Source organism: Salegentibacter flavus (assembly GCF_900115145.1).
Taxonomy (GTDB): domain Bacteria; phylum Bacteroidota; class Bacteroidia; order Flavobacteriales; family Flavobacteriaceae; genus Salegentibacter; species Salegentibacter flavus.
This window is the reverse complement of record NZ_FOVL01000021.1, coordinates 1-19,948: the sequence shown is the minus strand read 5'-3', so window position 1 is coordinate 19,948 and position 19,948 is coordinate 1. Positions and strand designations below refer to the sequence as shown.

Here is a 19,948-nt window from a genome sequence, read left to right as displayed (position 1 = left end):
TTAATCTGTTTCTTTGAGTCTTAATACCAAAACTATGCGCGAGGCAGCCTTTGTTAGGCAAAATAAGGATAAATGGTTAAAGTTTGAAAGCCTCCTTGAGAATAAAACTTCGCTTACTCCCGATCAGCTTTCGGCTTTATATATAGAGGTTAGCGATGATTTGAGCTATTCCCAAACCTTTTACCCCAAAAGCAACACCACTTCTTATCTCAACGCTCTGGCAGCCACCGCACATCGCGAGATCTACCATAGTCGCAAGGAACCGGGAAGCCGAATAATCAATTTTTATACACGGGAGTTTCCGTTGGAATTTTATAAATACCAGAAACAACTCCTGCTTAGCTTTTTAATTTTCATATTGTTTGCGGTTGTTGGCGCATTTTCAGCATCGGGAGATGCGGCCTTTGTAAGGTTTATTATGGGCGATGAATATGTGAATATGACACTACAAAACATCGCCGAAAACGATCCCATGGCTGTTTATAAAAAAATGGCCCAAACCGATATGTTCCTGGGCATCACCATAAATAATATCAGAGTGGCATTTACCGTATTTGTCCTGGGCATTTTCGCCGGCATAGGAACCGTCTTTGTGATGATGCAAAATGCCATTATGCTGGGTTCCTTTCAGTACTTTTTTTATGACCAGGGCCTTTTGTGGGAATCGGCCAGGACGATCTGGATACACGGTACCATAGAGATTTCGGTGATTATTATTGCCGGATGTGCAGGACTGGTGGTTGGTAAAAGTATGCTATTCCCCGGCACCTATACTCGGCTGGCTTCCTTTAAACGTGGAATAAAAAGCGGACTCAAAATAGTAGTGAGCACTTTGCCTTTCTTTATTATTGCGGGATTCCTGGAAGGTTTTGTTACCCGAATCACCCAAATGCCTGACTGGCTGGCGATCCTAATTATTTCAGGTTCCCTGGCCTTTATCCTTTTTTACTATGTATTTTACCCAATCTATCTTTATAATAAAATAAAAACCAACGATGAACCGCGACCTAATTCAGTTTAAACAGCAACGTGAAATGGGAGAAATTATAAGCGTTAGCTTTAAATTTCTCAGAGAAAATTATAAGACCTACTTCAGGTTGCTGATAAAAGTAGCCGGCCCGGCGTTTTTACTCCTAATCGCAGCCTTAAGTTATTATTCCTATAGCACACTCGGCGACCCCCTGAATTCAGAAATGTTTATGTCGGGTGGATTCGTTATTTCCTTTGGAATTCTGGCCCTAACCCTACTCTTATATTTTTCGGTGGTGTATGCCACGGTATTTAATCTGATAAAGTCCTATATTGAAAACGAAGGAGAAATCAAGGATGCTGAAGTTGCAGCCTGGGCGAAGGATGACCTGGGAAAAATGTTCGGCCTTAACATCATTTCCTGGATTTTTATCTTCGCCGGAATGATGCTCTTTTTAATTCCCGGGATTTATGTAAGTGTTCCTCTTAGTATCGCTATGGCAGCCCTCATCTTTAAACAGCAAAGCATTTTCGAAAGCATTACCGAAGGTTTTAAGCTGGTGAAAGATAACTGGTGGATGAGTTTTTTGACCCTGGTTTTTGTCTGGATTATCATATATGTGATAAGCCTAATCTTTCAGTTGCCGCTAATAATTTACACTTTTGTGAAGGCCTTTACCAGCGTGAATGAAGGATCAGCAGCAGATATGAGTGAGGTGTTCGACTGGGTGTATATCCTTTTTAGTATAATATCTTCGCTGGTACAGTATATCTTTTATTCCATAATCCCAATTGGGATTGCCTTTCTTTATTTTCACCTTAACGAAAAGAAAAACTTCACCGGCACTTACGAACGCATCGATAAGCTCGGAAATAATTCCTGATGAAAAAACTGCTCCCGGTAATAGCCATTCTTCTTTTTTTCTTCGGAAACGCATTTCCGCAGGAGGATAGCATTGGCCGGGCACCAACCAAACTTCAGAAAGTAGAATTTGATGAAAGTCTTCTCGAAGAGTGGCGAAACGATAAGGATTTTGGCTACCTGGAACGGGAAACTTCTACTGGATGGTGGACCCAATTCAAGGGCTGGATCAATAAAAAATTCCATGATTTTATGGACTGGCTCTTCGGAAGTTATGAACCGGGAAGCATCCTGGAACTCTTTATAACAATTCTCCCCTATCTGTTGCTTTTAATGGTTTTATTCCTGGTGGCCTGGCTCTTTGTTAAACTTAACCCGGCCTATGCTGCTGCTCCATCGGGGAAGGAAGCCCGGGTATTTTTTTCTGAAGAAGAAAAGATCATTAAGTCGGAAGATATTAACAAATTGATTAAAAATGCAATTTCCGAAGGAAATTACCGAATGGCTATAAGATATAATTATTTGGATACGCTTCGGAAAATGGATAAGCATGGCATTATCGATTATAGTTTTGATAAGACCAATCAGGATTATTTAGCAGAGATAAAATCTGAAGAACTTCAACACCAATTTAAAAGAATAACCCGCATTTACGAATATAGCTGGTATGGGGAATTCCAGGTTAGCCAGGAGAATTTCAACCTGGCAGAAAGCGCTTTTTTAAAGGCCGAAGAAATGATAAAAACCAGAACCTATGCCTAGAAGCTGGAAAATAGGATTCGGGATATTTTTCCTCGTTGTGCTGGCGCTAACCTTCCTGGAAGCCAACGAACCCGAACCCTTGAATATGAACGTCAGTTATTCCGGGAAAGACAAAATCCCGCTGGGGACGTTTGCCTTTTTTGAAAGCTGGAAAAATACCCGTGAAATCAAAGAGATTAACCAGCCTCCTTTCGAGTTTCTGGCCAAAGAGGAACTTCCCGAAGGCATTTATTTCTTTCTGAATGATTATGTGGTTTTTGATGATAATGAACTCAACAAGGTTCTGGACTGGGTAAACCGGGGAAATACAGTTTTTATTTCGGCTGGATATATCGGAAAGAATTTGCTGGACACACTTAATCTTGAAGCTCGTACCGACCTTAGAAACACCGATTTTAAAAGTCGACCGGAATTAAAACTCAAAAATCGCCAGGAAAACTTCAAGCTTAATTTTGATATTGAAGCCCTCACCTTCACCAAAATTGATTCCCTGGAACATAAACATAATATCCTGGGAACCACAGTCTTTTCAGGTAAGCCTTCAGAAGAAAAACCTAATTTCGTACAAACCAGTTTCGGAAAAGGGGAAATATTCGTGCATACCACGCCGGAGGCATTCAGCAACTATTTCCTGTTACAAGAGCAAAACTATCGCTACGCAGAGGCTGCCCTGACCTATCTGGATTCCGATAAAACCTTATGGTGGGACAATTATTATAAATCGGGAAAAAGCTTTTACAGTTCGCCGCTGTACTATCTCCTGGGAAATAAACCCTTAAAATGGGCCTACTATTTTGTGATTCTGGCAACGGTACTTTATCTTATTTTTCAGGGAAAACGTCGCCAAAGGCCCATTCCTATTGTAAAAACTTTAGAGAACAAAACTTACGATTATACCCGAAACATCAGTAATTTGTACCTGGAGCAGAATCGCTACCGGGAGATGACTTTAAAAAAAATTGAGTTATTTTTAGATCATATCCGCAGCCAATACCGGTTGTCAACCCAGGAACTAAACTCCGATTTTGAGGAGAAATTGATGGCCAAAAGCGGAAATAACGAAACAGAAACACAAGAGTTATTCAAAAAAATACGACAGCTTAAGGCACAGGAAAATATCAGCAAGGAAGAATTCCTGCAACTCACCCGTGCCATTGCCAGCTTTAAAAACCCCGAAAATGGAAAAACAGGAAACCACACCTAACAACGAAATAAATTTTGACAGCCGCATTCCCCTGGAAGACCTGAAAGAATCGGTTGAAAGTCTTAAATCCCAACTTTCAAAGATCATCGTTGGCCAGGATGAATTTGTGGAATTGCTCATAGTTGCTCTGCTTACCAACGGTCATGTGCTCATAGAAGGCGTGCCGGGTATTGCAAAGACCTTAACCGCCAAACTGTTTGCCAGAACCCTCAATACCGGTTTCAGCAGAATACAATTTACACCAGATCTTATGCCCAGTGATGTTTTGGGAACATCGGTCTTGAATATGAAGAACTCGGAATTTGAATTCAAACCCGGACCAATCTTTTCCAATATCGTACTTATAGACGAGATTAATCGCGCACCTGCAAAAACTCAGGCAGCGCTTTTTGAGGTGATGGAAGAACGCCAGATTACTATAGACGGGAAGATGTATGCTATGAGAGCTCCTTTTATGGTGTTGGCAACCCAAAACCCCATAGAACAGGAAGGTACCTATGCCCTGCCGGAAGCTCAGCTGGACCGGTTTCTCTTTAAGATAGAAGTAGATTATCCAACCGCAGATGAAGAACTTAGCATCCTTAAAGGTCACCAGCAAAGAAAAGGCAAGCTCCCGGAAACCGACATACAGGCCGTTTTGGAACCTGAACGTCTGGAAGAAATAAAAACCCAGATCCACGAGATAAAAATAGAAGAAAAACTCCTTGAATATATTACCAAAATAGTTGGCAAAACCCGTAACCATCCACACCTTTATCTCGGAGCTTCTCCCCGCGCCTCAATTGCTATTATGAACGGGGCCAAAGCAATGGCTGCAATTAACGGCAGAGATTTCGTCATTCCCGAAGATATAAGGAAGATGTTGCAGCCGGTTATGGCACACCGCCTTATCCTGAGTCCGGACCGTGAAATGGAAGGTCTGCGACCAAAAGATGTGATTGAAATGATAAGTCATTCGGTTGAAATTCCACGGTAGGTGATAAACTTCTTCAAATCCCTTTACCTCACACAGCGCTTTTTTCTGCTCCTCTTCGGGATCGCGGTGGGCTTCCTGTTTTCCTACTGGATACCCTTTCTTTATGCCGTGACCTGGATGATTGTGGTCCTTATGTTTATTTTATTGATTGTAGATATAAGCATTCTTTTTAGGGTTAAAGGAATTTCTGCGGAACGGATTCTACCCGGAAAATTCTCGAATTCAGATGAAAATGAAGTTAAACTGAAAATCCGGAGTTCCCGGAATTTCAAGCTTAGCTGTGAGGTAATTGATGAACTGCCTGTACAGTTTCAGAAGCGGGATTTTTTAATGCGCTTTATGCTGAAGCCCGGCCAGGAAAAAGAAGTCAGTTATTTTGTGCGACCCGTTGCCCGTGGAGAATACCATTTTGGCCGGCTGAATATTTTCACCTCCGGAAACCTGGGGCTGGTTAAGAAACGGAATACTTTCAATAGCAATCAGATGGTCAAGGTGTATCCTTCTTTTATGCAGATGCGACAGTTGGATTTCCTGGCAACCGACCAGCGGATTTCGCGTCCCGGCTTAAAGAAGATCCGTCGTATCGGCCATACTATGGAATTTGAACAGATAAAAGAATACGTGCGGGGCGACGATGCCAGGACCATAAACTGGAAGGCCACTGCCAAACAGGGCAACCTGATGGTGAATCAGTTTCAGGATGAACGTTCACAACCGGTTTATTCGGTAATAGATACTGGTCGGGTTATGAAGATGCCTTTTGAAGGGCTGAGCCTGCTGGATTATGCGATAAATTCCAGTTTGGCATTTTCCAATATCGTTCTCAAAAAGAAAGACAAAGTAGGATTGATTAGTTTTTCAAACAAAATGGAATTTCTGCTCAAAGCCAACTCCAGGATGAGCCAGTTAGACCTGATCCAGGAACACCTGTATAATATTGAGACAAATTACTTCGATTCAGATTACGGTCTTTTATACTCCCATCTGAAAAAGCAGCTTCCGCAGCGCAGCTTGCTTATGTTGTATACCAATTTTGAACATATATCAGGATTAAAAAAGCGCTTGGCTTCCTTAAAAGCCTTGGCAAAAAATCATCTTCTGGTAGTAATTCTTTTTGAAAATACTAGTTTACACGAACTTATTGAAGCCCGGCCTGAAGACATCAATATGGCAGCACATCAAACCCTAGCCGAAGAATTTGAACAAAATAAAAAGTTGATTTTAATGGAACTTCAGAAACACGGGATTCAGGCGGTGCTCACCAAACCCGAAGAGCTAAGCATCAATACCATCAATAAATATCTCGAGATCAAAGCACGAGGATTGTTATAAACAGTTTGATAGAAAATAAAATTCTTTCTTTTCTTAATAGAAAAATCTTATACATTTGCATCTACTGAAAATGAATATCTATGACAATAACACAATTAAATTACGTCCTGGCGGTTGCCGAGCATAAGAACTTTACCAGAGCCGCACAGAAGGTGTTTGTTACCCAGCCTACCTTGAGTATGCAAATCCAGAAACTGGAAGAAGAACTGGATATACAGATCTTCGATAGAACCAAAAAACCCATTCAGCTTACCGAAACCGGAAAAAAGATCGTACAGCAGGCTCGTAATATCGTGAATGAAAGCGATAGGATCCAGGATATTGTAGATCAGCAGAAAGGCTATATTGGAGGAATCTTTAGGCTGGGAGTTATCCCAACGATAATGCCCACCTTATTGCCAATGTTCATCAGTAATTTTATAAAAAAATACCCGAAGGTAAAACTAAAAATAGAAGAACTAAGCACCCAGGCAATTATAGAACGGCTTCGTGAAGGCCATCTTGATGCCGCCATTGCGGCGACTCCTCTGGAACTTAATGGGATAAAGGAGAATGTGCTATACTATGAGCCTTTTGTGGGCTACATCCCCCCTTCCCATAGATTGCATAAAGAGGCTAAGATCAAAGTTGAAGATCTTGATATAGACGACATCCTTTTATTGGAGGACGGGCATTGCTTTAAAGACGGGATTCTAAACCTTTGTAAGGCCACCCGGAATTATGATGAAGATCATTTTCAATTGGAGAGCGGGAGTTTTGAAACCCTTATCAAACTGTCTAATGAAGGATTGGGAATGACACTCCTGCCTTATCTACATACCCTGGATATCAAAGATTCTGAAAAAGAAAACCTTAGGATGTTTTATGATCCTGTCCCGGCAAGAGAGGTTAGTCTCATTTACAATCGCAGCGAACTCAAAATGCAGATAATTGAAGCTCTTCGAAGCACTATCGCAGGTGTGGTAAAAGGTGCAATTGCATTTCAGAATGTAAAGATCATAAGTCCGCTAAGCAACAACAAAAAGGAAGTTCAGCTCTAATATTCTAATTAGATCTTCAAAATAATAAAAATGGCTGTTTGAAGAACACTTTCAAACAGCCATTTATATTTATAAATCAATAATTTCTAATATTCTATTGCAGACCAGGTTCCCTGGTGATTGGGATAATCGAAAACACCACTCATTTCGTCTACTTCAATAGTACCGGTATAAGTGACATTGCCGGGGTCTGAACTATCAAAATCATAGATAAGATCATTGCCATTTAAAACCCAGGTACCATTGGTGAGGTAAGTTCCCGGAGATGAGGGCTCGTCGTAAACTGCAGTTCCATCAGCATTAAAAACCACATCTCCATGCCAGGAGGTATTTTGGTCATATACTACATGAAAATCCCAGGTAGTACCGCCTAAAGAATTTGTTGTGAACGATTCCTCACTGCTGTATGCGGTCCCTTCTGCATTGGTCGCGTAAGTTTTAAAATAGTAGGTTGTGTTTGCTTCCAAGTCTATTATTTCACTGGTAAAGGTTGCTGAAGATTCTGTGGTAAAATTATCAATTAGGCTTGGATTAGGATCGGTGCTCCATACTGTTCCCCGGGCTGTAACAGGGTCTCCCCCGTCATCATCAACTGTCCCGCTAATCTCAATTGTGGTATAGGTTTTTTCAACATTTGCACTGGTGGTCTCCAGACTCACCGTAGGTATCGTAGCCGCTAAAATTGTAGGATTATTATCTGATGAACAACTCGCAAGCAACAAGCTTAAACTAAATACAGAAAAGATTTTAAAAATAATTTTCATAAAAGATTGGTTTAATTTTTCCTACTTCAGAATTCAATTGGCTTTTCGGAATATTCCCAAAGTTGACTAACTGAAATAGAGCTCAGTTTTAGCAGAAATACCAGCGATAAAGTGTAGGGAGTACCAGAATTATGCATGAAATCCAGTTAGAAAGTGATCAAGGTACAAAAAAATAAAGAATATGTTAAATATTCAATAGAAGTATTGATTTCCTGGACTTCGAAGTAATATAAGTATAAAGAAATAACTAAATAAATATAAATTTTTCAACAAAATGAAATTGATCACTTAAATTATGTAACGCAGTAATTTTCCGAAACCTAATTTCAAAGGCTCATCTAAAATGATAAAAGCGGCTAGAAAGCCGCTTTTATTTTATGGATTTAAATAGATTAAACATTGATTCAGTTCCGGATGTTTGCGGGTCAAGGCTTCAATCCAGATTCTGAGTTCCTCAATTTCATGAGGTAAAAGTCGCTGCAAGGCTTTTTTTACTTCCTTGCAAAATAATACCGGGTCAAAACTAACTTTGTCAAGTACAGTTTTGGTGTATTCAAACATCGCTCTCGCCATAATTTGAACTGTTTAAGTTATTAGATAGGTTAATTAAAGCGTAGAAATTTGCTATATGCAGTAGTTTTTAAGAATACCTCAATATAAGAAAAATTTTGAATTGTTTAAGTATCAAAATTCATTTTAACAGGTTAAAAGCGTCGGTCACCTCCAATAACATCTCCCAGACCGCCTAGAATACTGCCTTCGCCTTTATCTTTTCCTCCTCCCTGTGGAGCAGCCTGTAAAACTCTGTTGGCTAAGCGTGAAAACGGCAGACTTTGTATATAAACCGTTCCCGGTCCTGTAAGGCTCGCAAAGAATAAACCTTCCCCGCCGAAAATGGTATTTTTAATTCCTCCTACAAATTCTATATCATAGTTTATAGTTTGTGTAAAACCAATAATGCATCCGGTATCCACCTTCAGTTTTTCCCCTGCGCGTAATTCCTTTCTGGCCATAGTACCTCCGGCATGTACAAAAGCCATCCCGTCACCTTCAATTTTCTGCATAATAAATCCTTCCCCGCCAAAAAAGCCCCGACCCAGTTTACGGCTGAATTCAATGCCAATAGAGACTCCTCGGGCTGCACACAAGAAAGCGTCTTTCTGGCAAATAAATTTGCCTTCATATCGGGTAAGGTCTATTGGAATAATCTTTCCGGGGTAAGGAGAAGCAAAACTCACTTTCTTCTTTCCAATGCCTTCATTGGAGAAAATCGTCATAAACAAACTTTCGCCGGTAAGCAGGCGCTTTCCGGCGCCAAGCACCTTCCCCAGGAAACCTTCATTCTGTTTTGAGCCATCTCCAAAAATGGTATTCATTTGAATTTCCTGATCCATCATCATAAAATTCCCGGCTTCGGCGATAACAGCCTCCTTTGGGTCCAGTTCCAGTTCTACGAACTGCATCTCCTCCCCGTATATCTGGTAATCTATTTCGTGTGCATTCATTATTTATGACTTTTGGTTGTTATCCGAATCTAACTTTTAAGCTTTACCGTCCATTCAAAATCGAATTCTGACACAACTTCTCCGGTCTCGTTCAGGCCGGTAGATTTCATCCAGAAAGTTTGCCCCTGCCCGGTAGCGATAGTGTTTTCTATGGCCTGATTTACCAGATGACCGTCTACGGAAGTGAACATAATTTTTCCTTTGGCCTTCTTAGTAAAGACCGCTTTATTTTGGGCCACTAACATAGAGACCATTTTATTACTGGCTTTTATCTGTTGCATAACCAGGGCACCAGTGCTGAGTTCAGCCGCCATAGCCTGTACCGCAAAGTACATAGACTTGAAGGGGTTCTGATTTATCCAACTGTGCTTCACTCCTACCTTGCAGGAATCGGCGTCTATTTGTTTTACCCGAACCCCCGTTATCCAGGCGCTTGGGAGGTTGGTCATTAAATAGACATTAAGTTTGCCAGGTGTAAAAGACATATCATTTTATTTTCTCCCTAAAATATTCAAATAAACATTACACCCCCAGCTGTCTTTTCTTAATTAAAAGTTAAATTTAGGTACTATGTCTTGCATAATACCTTTCTTTAACCATATATTTGTATTATAAATTAATAGGTTATGAACTCAGCAATCAAAAAAGAAGACCGAACCCTGGCAAGTCTGTTGCATCTATCGGCCTTTACCAAGTATTTTATTCCACTGGGGAATTTTATTTTTCCACTTGTATTATGGCTAATAAGGAGAGAAAATAAATTTATAGACCACCACGGGAAACAAGCTCTCAACTTTCAGATAAGTATCTTCCTTTACTTTATAGTTTTAGTTATGGGAGGAATTGCAGGAATGGTATTCACCGGGATGCAAATGAGTTTGGAGAGCACTCACTTTCCTTTTAAAGATGATCCCAATCTGGGAGAACTGGCTCGGCTTTTTCCTTTCGGATTAATCCTTGGGGGCGTACTCACCCTACTTCTGGGACTTTTTATACTGGAGATCTTTGCAGTAGTGCAAGCCGCCATCAAGGCTAGCGAAGGAAAAACTTATAAATACCCGCTTAGCATTAATTTTTTAGGAGCAAATAATAATTATTCATCAAATCATCAATCAGAAAATGAACAGTTTAACAACACTCAAAACTAAAGGCTATGAAGATTGAAAACACCAAAGCGCAAATGCGCAAAGGGGTTCTGGAATACTGCATTCTCTCTGTCCTAAAAGACGAAGATGCCTATGTAGCTGAAATCCTGGAAACCCTTAAAGACGCAAAACTGCTGGTAGTAGAAGGTACCATTTATCCTCTGCTTACCAGATTAAAGAACGCGGGCCTCCTTACCTACCGGTGGGAAGAATCCAGCAGTGGACCACCGCGTAAATACTACGGACTCACAGAAACCGGGAGGCTTTTCCTAAAGGAACTGACAACCACCTGGGACGAATTACAAACCGCAGTAAGTATTGTAACCAAACAAAAAAACAAGAATCATGAATAAGACCGTAAATATAAATCTGGCAGGTATTTTCTTTCATATTGATGAAAACGCCTATGCAAAGCTTCAGCACTATCTGGATGCTATAAAACGCTCTTTTACTACTACTCAGGGCAGTGACGAGATCATTGCCGATATTGAAGCCCGAATCGCGGAGCTTTTCAACGAAAAGATCCAAAACGATCGGCAGGTAATTAGCGTAAAAGAGGTAGAAGAAGTTATCGCCATCATGGGGCAACCCGAAGATTATATGCTGGACGAAGAGATCTTTGAAGACGAACCCGCAACCAAGACCAGTACAGGCTCAAAAGGAAAGCAACTTTTTCGCGACACCGAACACTCCTATGTAGGAGGGGTTTCGTCGGGCCTTGGACATTACCTTAATATAGAGCCCATCTGGATAAGATTGCTGTGGATACTGCTTACCATTTTCTCCAGCGGAGCTTTTGTTCTTATCTATTTAGCGCTGTGGATTTTTGTTCCTGAAGCAAAGACCACAGCCGATAAACTGGCGATGCGCGGTGAGGAGGTTACGATAAGCAACATTGAGAAAAAGATCCGTGAGGGTTTGGATAATGTTACCGGAAAGGTAAAGGATATCGACTACGATAAATACGGAAACAAGGCAAGGGAAGGCGCCGGTTCTGCTGCTACTGCCCTTGGCGATGTGTTAAGGTTTATTATTAATGTTTTCGTGAAACTTGTAGGAGTACTGCTTCTGCTGGTTGCCGGGGCAACTTTGATAGCCCTATTTATCGGATTATTTACCGTAGGTACTTTTGGATTATTTGATGCGCCCTGGAGCGATTATATTGAAATGGCTACCAGCGGCGCCCCACTTTGGGTGCTTTCACTGCTAAGCTTTTTTGCTGTAGGGATCCCGTTTTTCTTTCTCTTTATCCTCGGACTGAAGATCCTGGTAAAAAGACTGAAATCCATAGGAACCACTGCAAAATTGGTATTGCTTGGTCTTTGGCTACTTGCCGTAATCGGGCTTATCACTATTGGCGTTCAACAGGCTACCCACCGAGCTTTCGACGGCGAGCAGGTTAACACCGAAACTCTGGCTATCTATCCCCAGGATACATTATACCTTAGAATGAGAAATAACCCCGATTATTCGGCATACTCTCACAGAAGAAGTGATTTCAAAATCAAATATGACGAAAATGATCAAAAGGTATTGTACAGTTCTGATGTGAGGCTTAGTATAAAATCCTCCCGGGATTCTGTAGCCAGGTTAGAGATCGTTCGTTCTGCGGAAGGAAAAGATTATGTAGAGGCCCGCGATCGTGCCCGTAATATTGACTACGGTACGAGCTTTTCCGGGAATGAATTGCTGTTGGACTCTTACTTTACCACTCCTTCAGAAAATAAATATCGCGACCAGCAAGTTCGGCTCACACTTTATTTACCGGAAGGAAGCAGGCTTTATGCCGATGATAATATCTCTTCCTTTCACTGGGGGGATATTCTGAATCGCGGTGAAGAAGGTCATTTTGTAGAAGTAACCGAAGATGGTAGCATCTGTCTTGATTGTCCATCGACTGAATTTGATGATACCGATGATGTTTTTCCGGAAGATGATACTGAGGACACTATAGAAAGCAGCGACGAATGGGACGAGGCCGACGATTTTAATGCCCGTATGGAACAGGATAGCGGCCAGGCCAGAAACTTTAAGTTTAAACAGACCATAAAAATTGGTGACGGCACGCTAACTATCTCGTAATAATCAAAAAAACAGGAACAATGACTACATTGATAAATATACTGATCAATATGCTGTTGGCCGCACTTGGTTTTCAACAGGAAGTAGCGACGGATCCCCCACCCGATCAAACTGAGATCTCAGCTGAATGTAAGGCTCCTCAAGATGACTCAAAAATTTACAAATGTTAAGTTAGCCTCCCAAGCGGGAGGCTTTTCTTATATTTGTAGTAACCTCAATTTATTAAAATGAAAAAATTACTACTATTATTTCTTGTTCTGGGTACGATATACTCCTGTGGTTCACAAAAAGTAAAAGGCAGCAGAAATGTTACTACAGAACGAACTAATCTAAAAGACTTCACATCCGTAGAAATCCAGGGAGATTTTGAGGTGGGCCTTAAAAAAGGAAATCGCTCTCATATGGAAGTTGAGGCCGATGATAACCTCCACAGCCTCATCCAGACGGATATCGTCGATAACACCCTATTTATTAAAACCAGAAAACCTGTAAAAAGCAGTAAGTCTCTTGAGATAATTCTCACCTTTCCCGATATTTTGGATCGAATCCTAATCACCGATAATGTAGAATTATATTCCGATGAAGATTTGTATTTACAGGATGTCGAAGTGCGTATAAATGGAAAGGCAAAAGCCTTTCTAACTTTAACAGCAAGAGATTTTCAGTTTTATATGAACGACAAAAGTAAAACTGAACTGAACTTAACTGCAAGTAATGCCTATTTTCAGTTAAATAACTCCAGTGACCTTAAGGCTCTGGTCTATTCGCCAATCTTTAAGGTAGATCTTTATGAAAAAGCTTCAGCTAAATTAGAAGGAGAAACCAAAGAATTTGAACTTCGTAGCGAGCATTCTACCAAATTTGACGGTAGTAAACTCACATCAGAGAATGCAGTGGTAACTGCCGAAGGCCGTTCAAAAAATGAAGTTCAGGTGACCGGAAAGCTGAAACTCACTGCCAAAGACCGCGCAAAAATTGAGGTTTATGGCGATCCCGAGATCGAGCTAGTAGAATTTACCGAAAAAGCGGAACTTAAGAAAAAAGAGCAATAAGCGGCAATTTCTTTAAGGAAGGTTGAAATTACTCCTGCTCTCTGCTATTTACCTACTTTTATCCACCTATACTATAAAACATCTGTTTAAAACCGGGCTTTTATTTATGGCCCTTACCCTTACCCTTGTTTCCTGCCGGGAACAGGAAGAAGAAAAATCTGAAATGGAACAACTCATGGAAGAGGATGATGCAAAGGTTAAAGTAAAGGATGATAAAATTAAGGTGAAAACCGACGACAAGAAGATCAAGATAAAAACCGATGACGATGGGGATGTGACGAAAAAGGTAAAGATCGACGATAAATCAAGCTATGGACGGCGCTCTATAGCTGTTAAGAGGAAAACAGGAATCTGAAAGTACAGGCTCTTGTTTTCCTCTTTTTTTTTTTGCCAATAACCCACTCCCCCGGCCTGATTAAGCCCCCTCAAACATCTTTATACAATTCTTAATATTTTCTGAAATTTTTATTAAATTAGCAGTACCCTACCTAATTAAGATCATTACAACAATTTCATAAACCAAAATCCTGGAAGAATAGGTTTATGCCTTTTTGGGATGGGATTGATGAGGAAAAAAATAGAGGATATAACAAGTTGGGCACTATTATTAAGTAAAAATCAGATTAAATGAATGAATGGTTCAATAGCTTAGATATCAAATTACAAGTAATATTTATATCTAGTTTAACTTCTATTGTAATATTTTTTCTTGGATGGTTATTTCGAGTAATTTATGAGAGAACGTCCTTGAACTATAGGCTAAAAAAGGAATTTCAATTTGAACAAAAGAAAAAACTTAAGGAAGAAATTGCTAAAAATAAGACTCATCTATTAAATTCTATAGAGGAACTAAATCATCGTTTATGGAACTTTAGTCAACACGTTGATAAAAATTGGCATAAAATAGAAGATCCACAATGGCACGAGAATGATCAATATTATCTAAAGAGTTTTATATATAGATATTTGAAATTTCTTTATTGGACTTTAAAAACTGAGAAGGATACAATTTCTGTAGATACTACTATTGCAGATAACTCGGACATTTTATTTTTAAAATATGTAAAAACATTTAAAGATATTTTTACAGATGCAGACCTCTTGGAAGAATTAAATTATGATAGAAGTAAAAATACTAACCACTTTTTCAAAAATGATTTAGTTGGTTACAGTAAATATGTTCTCAATCCTAATGGAAGAGTTTTAGACTTCGATGAATTTCAGTCAGTTATTAATCGGAAACATACTGAATTTAAAGAGGTGGTAAATTATTTTTCAAATATTGAAAATAATAAAAATGATAAAAATGATAAAAATTTAAATATACTTAGGTGTTTTCATTTAATTTCAATCCAATTTTTGAACACCTTCGGACACGATTATCAAAAAACAAAAATTTCTAAAATTTATAGAATCACGGACTTATATAGGCCTGAGATTCAAATAAAGAATGGATTAAATGAGTTTATTGAAAAGAGTAAACTCAAATCGGAAATGAAGCAAATGTTGAGCAAAATAACAGTTCCCAATAACGGTTACCACAAATGGCGGGCAGACTTAAAAAGACAATATTTAAAACTTTCAACGAACTGGAGCTAAGCCAATAAATCCACGTTCCTATTCCCGATACTTGTCCATAACCAAAACCGTTGGCATCAATTATACTAACCAAATAATATGAAATTTTTTGCAATAAGATACTTTTCAGTAAGATCATCGATTACATTGTTTCCCTTAGAAAATGGTCTTGAGCCTCAAGATTTATTTGTCTATCCAATTATATCGAAAGAAGAAAGTGTTTATTACAACCGTTCTTATACAGCTAGAATTATTAATGAAAATAATAATGACAATATAATATTAGGCTATCTTTTAAAGAGTACTGATACTCACGTTATTCAACTGGACCAAGAATTATTCAACGAAGAAGACATTCAAAATTGGGAAAAATTGTTTTTTATTCTTGATCGAAAAAAACAAATAATAGCATTTGAACATAATTCTGCTGTTGCTTCACCTGAGAATGTGAAAAATGTGCTTCATAATCTGACTAACAATTATGCGAATACATACGGTTATGATATCAAATTAGATTTTCTAGTGGATAAGTTTGCATTTTGGGAAATAATTGAAGAATCAAATGGTCTCTACCAAATTGCATTTGATCTAAATGCTCCAAATCTTTTCGGTGGAACAAAGAAAGCCAATGAATGGCTAAGAATACTGAAGGAAAAACATAATATGTCCGAAGTAAAAGTAGATTTTCGGAATGATAGCGCTGATTTAAGATATGATGGTGAAGAATTAGAATCGTATAGGGATTATGCTGATTCTGGTGGTGGGAATTGGACTTTAGGTGTTATTAAGGATGGAAGAAAAAAGCAGTTTAAAAGCGCAAACCACTTAAGAAGAAAAGAAACAGAATTTAATGCAGATAATCCTAAGTCAATAAAAGAAAATTTGCGAAATTTAATAGATAGATTCTCCGAATTAATTAATTTATTAAACGATAATGAATAGGATTCTAATATTGCTTGGAATAATTATAGCCTCAACCGTATTGAACTTAGCGATGGATCAAAATTCTATTGGGATACTTTTAGAAAAATTAATATTTAATTCAATTTCAATTCTAGTAGGTTTATCTATAGCGATTGTAGGAATATTTTTAAGCTCCATTAATACAGTTTATTTATCAATTTATCGTTTAACTAAAAATAAAGATCAAGAAGAAATATTTACCACAGAAGAAATTCAAAATATCAAATCTAAATTATCAGAATTGGTAGATGAATTGAAAGAAAACTCTTTATTTTCTCTTTATACATTTTTAGCTGTCATTGTAATATTTTTCCTCAAAGAAATTGATATTCCTAACGTAACTTGGTTTATTCAAAGCGAATTTATTACAAAAGTATTCGTTATTAATACCCTAATTCTTATTGGAAATTTCCTAATATTTTGGGCAATAATTGACTCTATGAAGGTAGTTTTTCAAATTAGTAAAGCCTTCGAATTGATAAAAGAAGATGTATGAATGGCACCTAACAAAGAACTAAGCTAACTTCCAGGCATTTTACCCTAATTTTGAGACATAATTTTCATCATAGGGCAAACCCGATTTTACCACTGCAAAGGCCTGTTTAAGCAACTTATTACATACGGCGATCAATGCGAGTTCCTGGCTGCTTTCTGCCGTTTTTATAAATTTCTGCCTATTTTTCACGCAACCAACTGCTGTTTTAATCATCTTATAAATATGAAAACTATTACAGAAAATATCTCCAGGGGCTTATTAATAGTATTGTCCTTGTTATTTTTTTCCTCCTGCAGTGAAGACGATCTCAATGCTGAGGAAATTTATTTTGAAAGTATAGCCCGGCATTATTTAACCACGGGTGAGGGTTTTGCCGAACTGCAATTGGTAATTCGTGACCGGGAGAGCTGGGAAGAACTCCTGGCACAATTGAACTCGGTTAATGACCAGACAAAATACTTTAGCCGCACCGAATTTAATTTTTCAGAAGAAATCCTGTTGGTGGTTATAGACAAATTCAGGCCTAACGGCGGACACAGCATTGCGGTAAGCACTTTGCTGGAAAAAGATGGGGAAATTATAGCCCTCATTACAAAACCGCAGCAAGGTAACCCAACCACTATGGTAATGCAGCCTTATCATATTATCACCATAGAGAAGACGAATAAAAATATAGGCTTTATAAAGGAATATAAATAGAAAACCAGGTTTTATGGCAAACTTTCCTACAAGGCTTTTCATGGATATTTAAAGAAGCATATCCGGGAGAGGTTAGTCCGGAATATTCTGTTAAGCCTTTTATAAGACTTTCCGGGAAGGCTCCAAATATCAAAAAGTTTTTCTAATTTGTTAGCAACTTAGCTAACTAACCCATGATAAAATCTCACGAAAAACTCCTCTTTCCCCTTGTTGCTATAATTATAGGCAGCTATTTTTTCTTTAATGGTCTTGTTGAGGCAAAAGCTTTTCTTGGGCCCTTGGTCATAGCAATCATTCTCGCTTTATTGCTTATTCCACTGGGAAATTTATTGGAAAAAGGCACCTTGAACAGGAGTGTCTCCTCCCTTTTAAGCACCATTCTGCTTTTTATTGTTTCCCTTGGAGTTTTTGCGCTTATCTCCCTTCAGATAAAAAGTTTTGTAGACGATTGGGATAAGATCACCGAAACCATGAAACCCAAAGTCGAACAATTCACTGCTTATATTTATGAACATACTCCTGTAAGTAAAGAAGACTTTGATAAATACCGGGAAGAAAACGATATAGGAAGTATGGTCACCAGTATGGATTCAGGTAAGAGAGCATTTAATTTCTTTAATTCGGTAATGAGCTTTATAAGCAATTACCTGCTAACCTTTATCTATATCTTTTTTCTCCTGAATTATCGCAGCAGATTCAAAAAGTTTATTCTAAAACTATTTTCGGATGAGAAAAAGGAAGAAGTGAAGGAAATCATCACTGAAACTGCGCACATCGGCCAATATTACTTAAGAGGGAAGCTCATTCTAATTTCGCTACTTTCTGTTTTTTACAGTATAGGTTTGGGAGTTTCAGGCGTGGATAACTTCATCCTTATTTCAATTTTGGCCGCCTTTCTAACCTTAATTCCATTTATAGGAAATATAATCGGGATGGGGCTGGCAGTAATCTTTGGATATCTCACCCAGGGAGAAACGGGAATACTCATAGGAATCGTTATAACATTTACTATCGTACAGTTTATTGAAAGTTATATCTTGGAGCCATACATTGTGGGCGATAAGGTAGATATTCATCCTTTCTTCGTAATTCTTGCTATTATCCTGGGCAATATGGTTTGGGGAGTGATGGGAATGATCCTGGCTATTCCCGTATTGGGTATCCTGAATGTTGTTTTTAACAACGTACCGGCAATGAAGCCATTTGGATATTTACTGAGTACCGATAGTAAACAGGGGGATTCGCAATGAAAGACAGGATTAAAAAGCAACTTCTGGGATATCTGCATACCCCACCGCTTTGGCGCGGAGAATTATTGGGATTAAAACAATTTGATCCCGGAGAGACTATGCCCCAGGAAATACCGGATCCTAAAAAAGAAATACCGTCTCTGGCTTCCAATTTCGTTCTCGGTAAACGAATGGAAAGCTTCTTTGAACTTCTCATACAAAACAATAACCGCTATAAGCTGCTCGCCAATAACATTCAGATAAGCCGGGAAAAGATAACCCTGGGCGAACTGGATTTTTTGCTGAAAGATCTTCATACCAATCAGAATATTCATTTAGAATTGGTTTATAAATTCTATGTTTACGATCCCTCTATTTCTTCGGAAGAAGCCCGTTGGATTGGTCCTAACAGGAAAGATTCATTTTTACAGAAGATGGAAAAACTAAAGCAGAAACAGTTTCCCCTGCTTAATGAACCGGAAACAATGGATTTTTTAAAAACCCTGGAACTTACTCCCGAAGATCTTATTCAGCAGACTTATTTTAAGGCTAAGCTGTTCCTTCCCAGCAGATTTCAGCAACACAAATTCCCCAAACTCAATAAGGAGTGTATTGCCGGTTACTATTTATCCTTCAAAGAATTTGATTCTATTAACTACAATAATTTTAAATATTATGCACCTCCAAAACAAGACTGGCCGGTAGCTCCAGAATTCGGAATCGATTGGGTATCATTTTCAGAAATTAAAGAACAGATTCAATCCTCTTTTGACAAGAAAAAATCTCCACTTATCTGGATGAAACGTTCTGAAACTGTATTCGAAGCTTTTTTTGTTCTCTGGTGGTAAGAAATGAAATTAATTCTGAAGAATCTGCCTCTGAAGAGCAATAAAACAGAAACTCACAAGTATTAACTCTCCTTAAAAACCATTAGTTTTGACTTCTGAAATTTCCCCATTAGTGTCCATTAAAAATTTTTAATTGTTCTTTGAAATTACTGATAATCTATACTTTACAAGCCTAATAGGCGCGTGACGATTTGAATTGATTAGGTTTAGCCTCTAAAATTTGGCGGCCATGAATCAAGGAAAATACGTTTTCTCCCAATTGACGGGATATTTACCCCAACGGGTTTTTGATGGGTTTGTCAAAAAGCATGATGGAAACAGGTATGTGAAACATTTTACTTGCTGGAACCAACTACTCTGTATGCTATTCGGTCAGCTGACTAATCGAGAAAGCCTCCGAGACCTAATCGTTGCGCTTGATGCTCATAGTGGAAAATCATAT

The 19,948-nt window shown here is 38.6% G+C and carries 24 protein-coding genes; 19 read left to right on the top strand and 5 right to left on the bottom strand.

What is annotated here, in order from left to right:
- The first annotated feature begins 34 nt into the window (after nt 1-34).
- The 7 genes from BM266_RS14100 to BM266_RS14070 all read left to right on the top strand — a co-directional run bounded on the left by BM266_RS14100 (nt 35) and on the right by BM266_RS14070 (nt 7,145).
- Nucleotides 35-1,021 (top strand): stage II sporulation protein M, encoded by a 987-nt coding sequence (locus BM266_RS14100; RefSeq protein WP_093410832.1) that lies wholly within the window; start codon nt 35-37, stop codon nt 1,019-1,021.
- On the top strand, nt 996-1,853 hold the full coding sequence (locus BM266_RS14095; protein WP_093410830.1) for a YciC family protein: 858 nt from the start codon (nt 996-998) through the stop codon (nt 1,851-1,853). Before BM266_RS14100 ends, BM266_RS14095 begins: the two co-directional genes overlap by 26 nt.
- Nucleotides 1,853-2,593: a DUF4129 domain-containing protein gene (locus BM266_RS14090; protein WP_093410828.1), complete on the top strand. Its 741-nt coding sequence runs from the start codon at nt 1,853-1,855 to the stop codon at nt 2,591-2,593. Before BM266_RS14095 ends, BM266_RS14090 begins: the two co-directional genes overlap by 1 nt.
- The gene (locus BM266_RS14085; RefSeq protein WP_093410826.1) at nt 2,586-3,797 is read left to right on the top strand and encodes a DUF4350 domain-containing protein; all 1,212 of its coding nucleotides are present in this window, start codon (nt 2,586-2,588) and stop codon (nt 3,795-3,797) included. The genes BM266_RS14090 and BM266_RS14085 overlap by 8 nt, the downstream gene beginning before the upstream one ends.
- Complete coding sequence (locus BM266_RS14080; protein WP_093410824.1) at nt 3,772-4,773, top strand: AAA family ATPase; 1,002 nt, start codon at nt 3,772-3,774, stop codon at nt 4,771-4,773. Before BM266_RS14085 ends, BM266_RS14080 begins: the two co-directional genes overlap by 26 nt.
- Nucleotides 4,774-6,105: a DUF58 domain-containing protein gene (locus BM266_RS14075; protein ID WP_394333130.1), complete on the top strand. Its 1,332-nt coding sequence runs from the start codon at nt 4,774-4,776 to the stop codon at nt 6,103-6,105.
- Nucleotides 6,106-6,185: 80 nt separating this feature from the next.
- A complete protein-coding gene (locus BM266_RS14070; protein ID WP_093410822.1) occupies nt 6,186-7,145 on the top strand; it encodes a LysR family transcriptional regulator in 960 nt (319 codons plus the stop codon).
- Between the two features lie 86 nt (nt 7,146-7,231).
- Here the strand turns inward: BM266_RS14070 and BM266_RS14065 are convergent, their stop codons facing one another.
- The 4 genes from BM266_RS14065 to BM266_RS14050 form a co-directional block, all read right to left on the bottom strand.
- Entirely contained in the window at nt 7,232-7,909 is a 678-nt protein-coding gene (locus BM266_RS14065) for a hypothetical protein (RefSeq protein WP_093410821.1), read from the bottom strand.
- A gap of 375 nt (nt 7,910-8,284) precedes the next feature.
- A complete protein-coding gene (locus BM266_RS14060; RefSeq protein ID WP_093410819.1) occupies nt 8,285-8,482 on the bottom strand; it encodes a hypothetical protein in 198 nt (65 codons plus the stop codon).
- A gap of 131 nt (nt 8,483-8,613) precedes the next feature.
- Nucleotides 8,614-9,414, bottom strand: coding sequence for a TIGR00266 family protein (locus BM266_RS14055; RefSeq protein ID WP_093410817.1), 801 nt, complete (start codon nt 9,412-9,414; stop codon nt 8,614-8,616).
- 29 nt (nt 9,415-9,443) lie between these two features.
- Entirely contained in the window at nt 9,444-9,899 is a 456-nt protein-coding gene (locus BM266_RS14050) for a DUF4442 domain-containing protein (RefSeq protein ID WP_093410815.1), read from the bottom strand.
- Between the two features lie 141 nt (nt 9,900-10,040).
- On the opposite strand from BM266_RS14050, the gene BM266_RS14045 reads away from it, so the two are divergent.
- The 8 genes from BM266_RS14045 (at nt 10,041) to BM266_RS14010 (ending at nt 16,730) form a co-directional block, all read left to right on the top strand.
- Entirely contained in the window at nt 10,041-10,562 is a 522-nt protein-coding gene (locus BM266_RS14045; protein ID WP_093410813.1) for a DUF4870 domain-containing protein, read from the top strand.
- A gap of 5 nt (nt 10,563-10,567) precedes the next feature.
- Nucleotides 10,568-10,912 carry a PadR family transcriptional regulator gene (locus tag BM266_RS14040; RefSeq protein ID WP_093410811.1) on the top strand — a complete coding sequence of 115 codons (345 nt, stop codon included), beginning with the start codon at nt 10,568-10,570 and terminating at the stop codon, nt 10,910-10,912.
- Nucleotides 10,905-12,641 carry a PspC domain-containing protein gene (locus BM266_RS14035; protein WP_093410809.1) on the top strand — a complete coding sequence of 579 codons (1,737 nt, stop codon included), beginning with the start codon at nt 10,905-10,907 and terminating at the stop codon, nt 12,639-12,641. Before BM266_RS14040 ends, BM266_RS14035 begins: the two co-directional genes overlap by 8 nt.
- A 227-nt stretch (nt 12,642-12,868) precedes the next feature.
- Nucleotides 12,869-13,693, top strand: coding sequence for a GIN domain-containing protein (locus BM266_RS14030; protein ID WP_093410807.1), 825 nt, complete (start codon nt 12,869-12,871; stop codon nt 13,691-13,693).
- A 106-nt stretch (nt 13,694-13,799) separates the two neighbouring features.
- On the top strand, nt 13,800-14,048 hold the full coding sequence (locus tag BM266_RS14025; RefSeq protein ID WP_093410891.1) for a hypothetical protein: 249 nt from the start codon (nt 13,800-13,802) through the stop codon (nt 14,046-14,048).
- A gap of 272 nt (nt 14,049-14,320) precedes the next feature.
- The gene (locus BM266_RS14020; protein ID WP_139220660.1) at nt 14,321-15,292 is read left to right on the top strand and encodes a hypothetical protein; all 972 of its coding nucleotides are present in this window, start codon (nt 14,321-14,323) and stop codon (nt 15,290-15,292) included.
- 78 nt (nt 15,293-15,370) lie between these two features.
- Nucleotides 15,371-16,213, top strand: a complete 843-nt coding sequence (locus BM266_RS14015; RefSeq protein WP_139220659.1) for a hypothetical protein — start codon at nt 15,371-15,373, stop codon at nt 16,211-16,213.
- On the top strand, nt 16,206-16,730 hold the full coding sequence (locus BM266_RS14010; protein ID WP_093410801.1) for a hypothetical protein: 525 nt from the start codon (nt 16,206-16,208) through the stop codon (nt 16,728-16,730). The genes BM266_RS14015 and BM266_RS14010 overlap by 8 nt, the downstream gene beginning before the upstream one ends.
- Nucleotides 16,731-16,769: 39 nt before the next feature.
- Here the strand turns inward: BM266_RS14010 and BM266_RS16975 are convergent, their stop codons facing one another.
- Nucleotides 16,770-16,943: a hypothetical protein gene (locus BM266_RS16975; protein ID WP_394333131.1), complete on the bottom strand. Its 174-nt coding sequence runs from the start codon at nt 16,941-16,943 to the stop codon at nt 16,770-16,772.
- A gap of 9 nt (nt 16,944-16,952) precedes the next feature.
- Here BM266_RS16975 and BM266_RS14005 point away from each other — a divergent pair, with 9 nt between their 5' ends.
- The 4 genes from BM266_RS14005 to BM266_RS13990 all read left to right on the top strand — a co-directional run.
- The gene (locus BM266_RS14005; protein ID WP_093410799.1) at nt 16,953-17,429 is read left to right on the top strand and encodes a protease complex subunit PrcB family protein; all 477 of its coding nucleotides are present in this window, start codon (nt 16,953-16,955) and stop codon (nt 17,427-17,429) included.
- Nucleotides 17,430-17,602: 173 nt separating this feature from the next.
- Nucleotides 17,603-18,679 carry an AI-2E family transporter gene (locus BM266_RS14000; RefSeq protein ID WP_245760454.1) on the top strand — a complete coding sequence of 359 codons (1,077 nt, stop codon included), beginning with the start codon at nt 17,603-17,605 and terminating at the stop codon, nt 18,677-18,679.
- The gene (locus BM266_RS13995; RefSeq protein ID WP_093410797.1) at nt 18,676-19,506 is read left to right on the top strand and encodes a DUF1853 family protein; all 831 of its coding nucleotides are present in this window, start codon (nt 18,676-18,678) and stop codon (nt 19,504-19,506) included. Before BM266_RS14000 ends, BM266_RS13995 begins: the two co-directional genes overlap by 4 nt.
- Nucleotides 19,507-19,735: 229 nt before the next feature.
- Nucleotides 19,736-19,948: DUF4372 domain-containing protein (locus tag BM266_RS13990; protein WP_139220658.1), on the top strand; the 213-nt coding region annotated here is incomplete at its 3' end.

Bases quoted from the DNA above. Each gene is read 5' to 3' on its own strand.
- BM266_RS14055 (WP_093410817.1), bottom strand. From the start codon at position 9,414: ATGAATGCACACGAAATAGATTACCAGATATACGGGGAGGAGATGCAG.
- BM266_RS14045 (WP_093410813.1), top strand. From the start codon at position 10,041: ATGAACTCAGCAATCAAAAAAGAAGACCGAACCCTGGCAAGTCTGTTG.
- BM266_RS13995 (WP_093410797.1), top strand. From the start codon at position 18,676: ATGAAAGACAGGATTAAAAAGCAACTTCTGGGATATCTGCATACCCCA.
- BM266_RS14065 (WP_093410821.1), bottom strand. From the start codon at position 7,909: ATGAAAATTATTTTTAAAATCTTTTCTGTATTTAGTTTAAGCTTGTTG.
- BM266_RS14000 (WP_245760454.1), top strand. From the start codon at position 17,603: ATGATAAAATCTCACGAAAAACTCCTCTTTCCCCTTGTTGCTATAATT.
- BM266_RS14090 (WP_093410828.1), top strand. From the start codon at position 1,853: ATGAAAAAACTGCTCCCGGTAATAGCCATTCTTCTTTTTTTCTTCGGA.
- BM266_RS14005 (WP_093410799.1), top strand. From the start codon at position 16,953: ATGAAAACTATTACAGAAAATATCTCCAGGGGCTTATTAATAGTATTG.
- BM266_RS14020 (WP_139220660.1), top strand. From the start codon at position 14,321: ATGAATGAATGGTTCAATAGCTTAGATATCAAATTACAAGTAATATTT.
- BM266_RS14095 (WP_093410830.1), top strand. From the start codon at position 996: ATGAACCGCGACCTAATTCAGTTTAAACAGCAACGTGAAATGGGAGAA.
- BM266_RS14060 (WP_093410819.1), bottom strand. From the start codon at position 8,482: ATGGCGAGAGCGATGTTTGAATACACCAAAACTGTACTTGACAAAGTT.
- BM266_RS14015 (WP_139220659.1), top strand. From the start codon at position 15,371: ATGAAATTTTTTGCAATAAGATACTTTTCAGTAAGATCATCGATTACA.
- BM266_RS14040 (WP_093410811.1), top strand. From the start codon at position 10,568: ATGAAGATTGAAAACACCAAAGCGCAAATGCGCAAAGGGGTTCTGGAA.
- BM266_RS14080 (WP_093410824.1), top strand. From the start codon at position 3,772: ATGGAAAAACAGGAAACCACACCTAACAACGAAATAAATTTTGACAGC.
- BM266_RS16975 (WP_394333131.1), bottom strand. From the start codon at position 16,943: ATGATTAAAACAGCAGTTGGTTGCGTGAAAAATAGGCAGAAATTTATA.
- BM266_RS14030 (WP_093410807.1), top strand. From the start codon at position 12,869: ATGAAAAAATTACTACTATTATTTCTTGTTCTGGGTACGATATACTCC.
- BM266_RS14100 (WP_093410832.1), top strand. From the start codon at position 35: ATGCGCGAGGCAGCCTTTGTTAGGCAAAATAAGGATAAATGGTTAAAG.
- BM266_RS14050 (WP_093410815.1), bottom strand. From the start codon at position 9,899: ATGTCTTTTACACCTGGCAAACTTAATGTCTATTTAATGACCAACCTC.
- BM266_RS14025 (WP_093410891.1), top strand. From the start codon at position 13,800: ATGGCCCTTACCCTTACCCTTGTTTCCTGCCGGGAACAGGAAGAAGAA.
- BM266_RS14085 (WP_093410826.1), top strand. From the start codon at position 2,586: ATGCCTAGAAGCTGGAAAATAGGATTCGGGATATTTTTCCTCGTTGTG.
- BM266_RS14035 (WP_093410809.1), top strand. From the start codon at position 10,905: ATGAATAAGACCGTAAATATAAATCTGGCAGGTATTTTCTTTCATATT.
- BM266_RS14070 (WP_093410822.1), top strand. From the start codon at position 6,186: ATGACAATAACACAATTAAATTACGTCCTGGCGGTTGCCGAGCATAAG.
- BM266_RS14010 (WP_093410801.1), top strand. From the start codon at position 16,206: ATGAATAGGATTCTAATATTGCTTGGAATAATTATAGCCTCAACCGTA.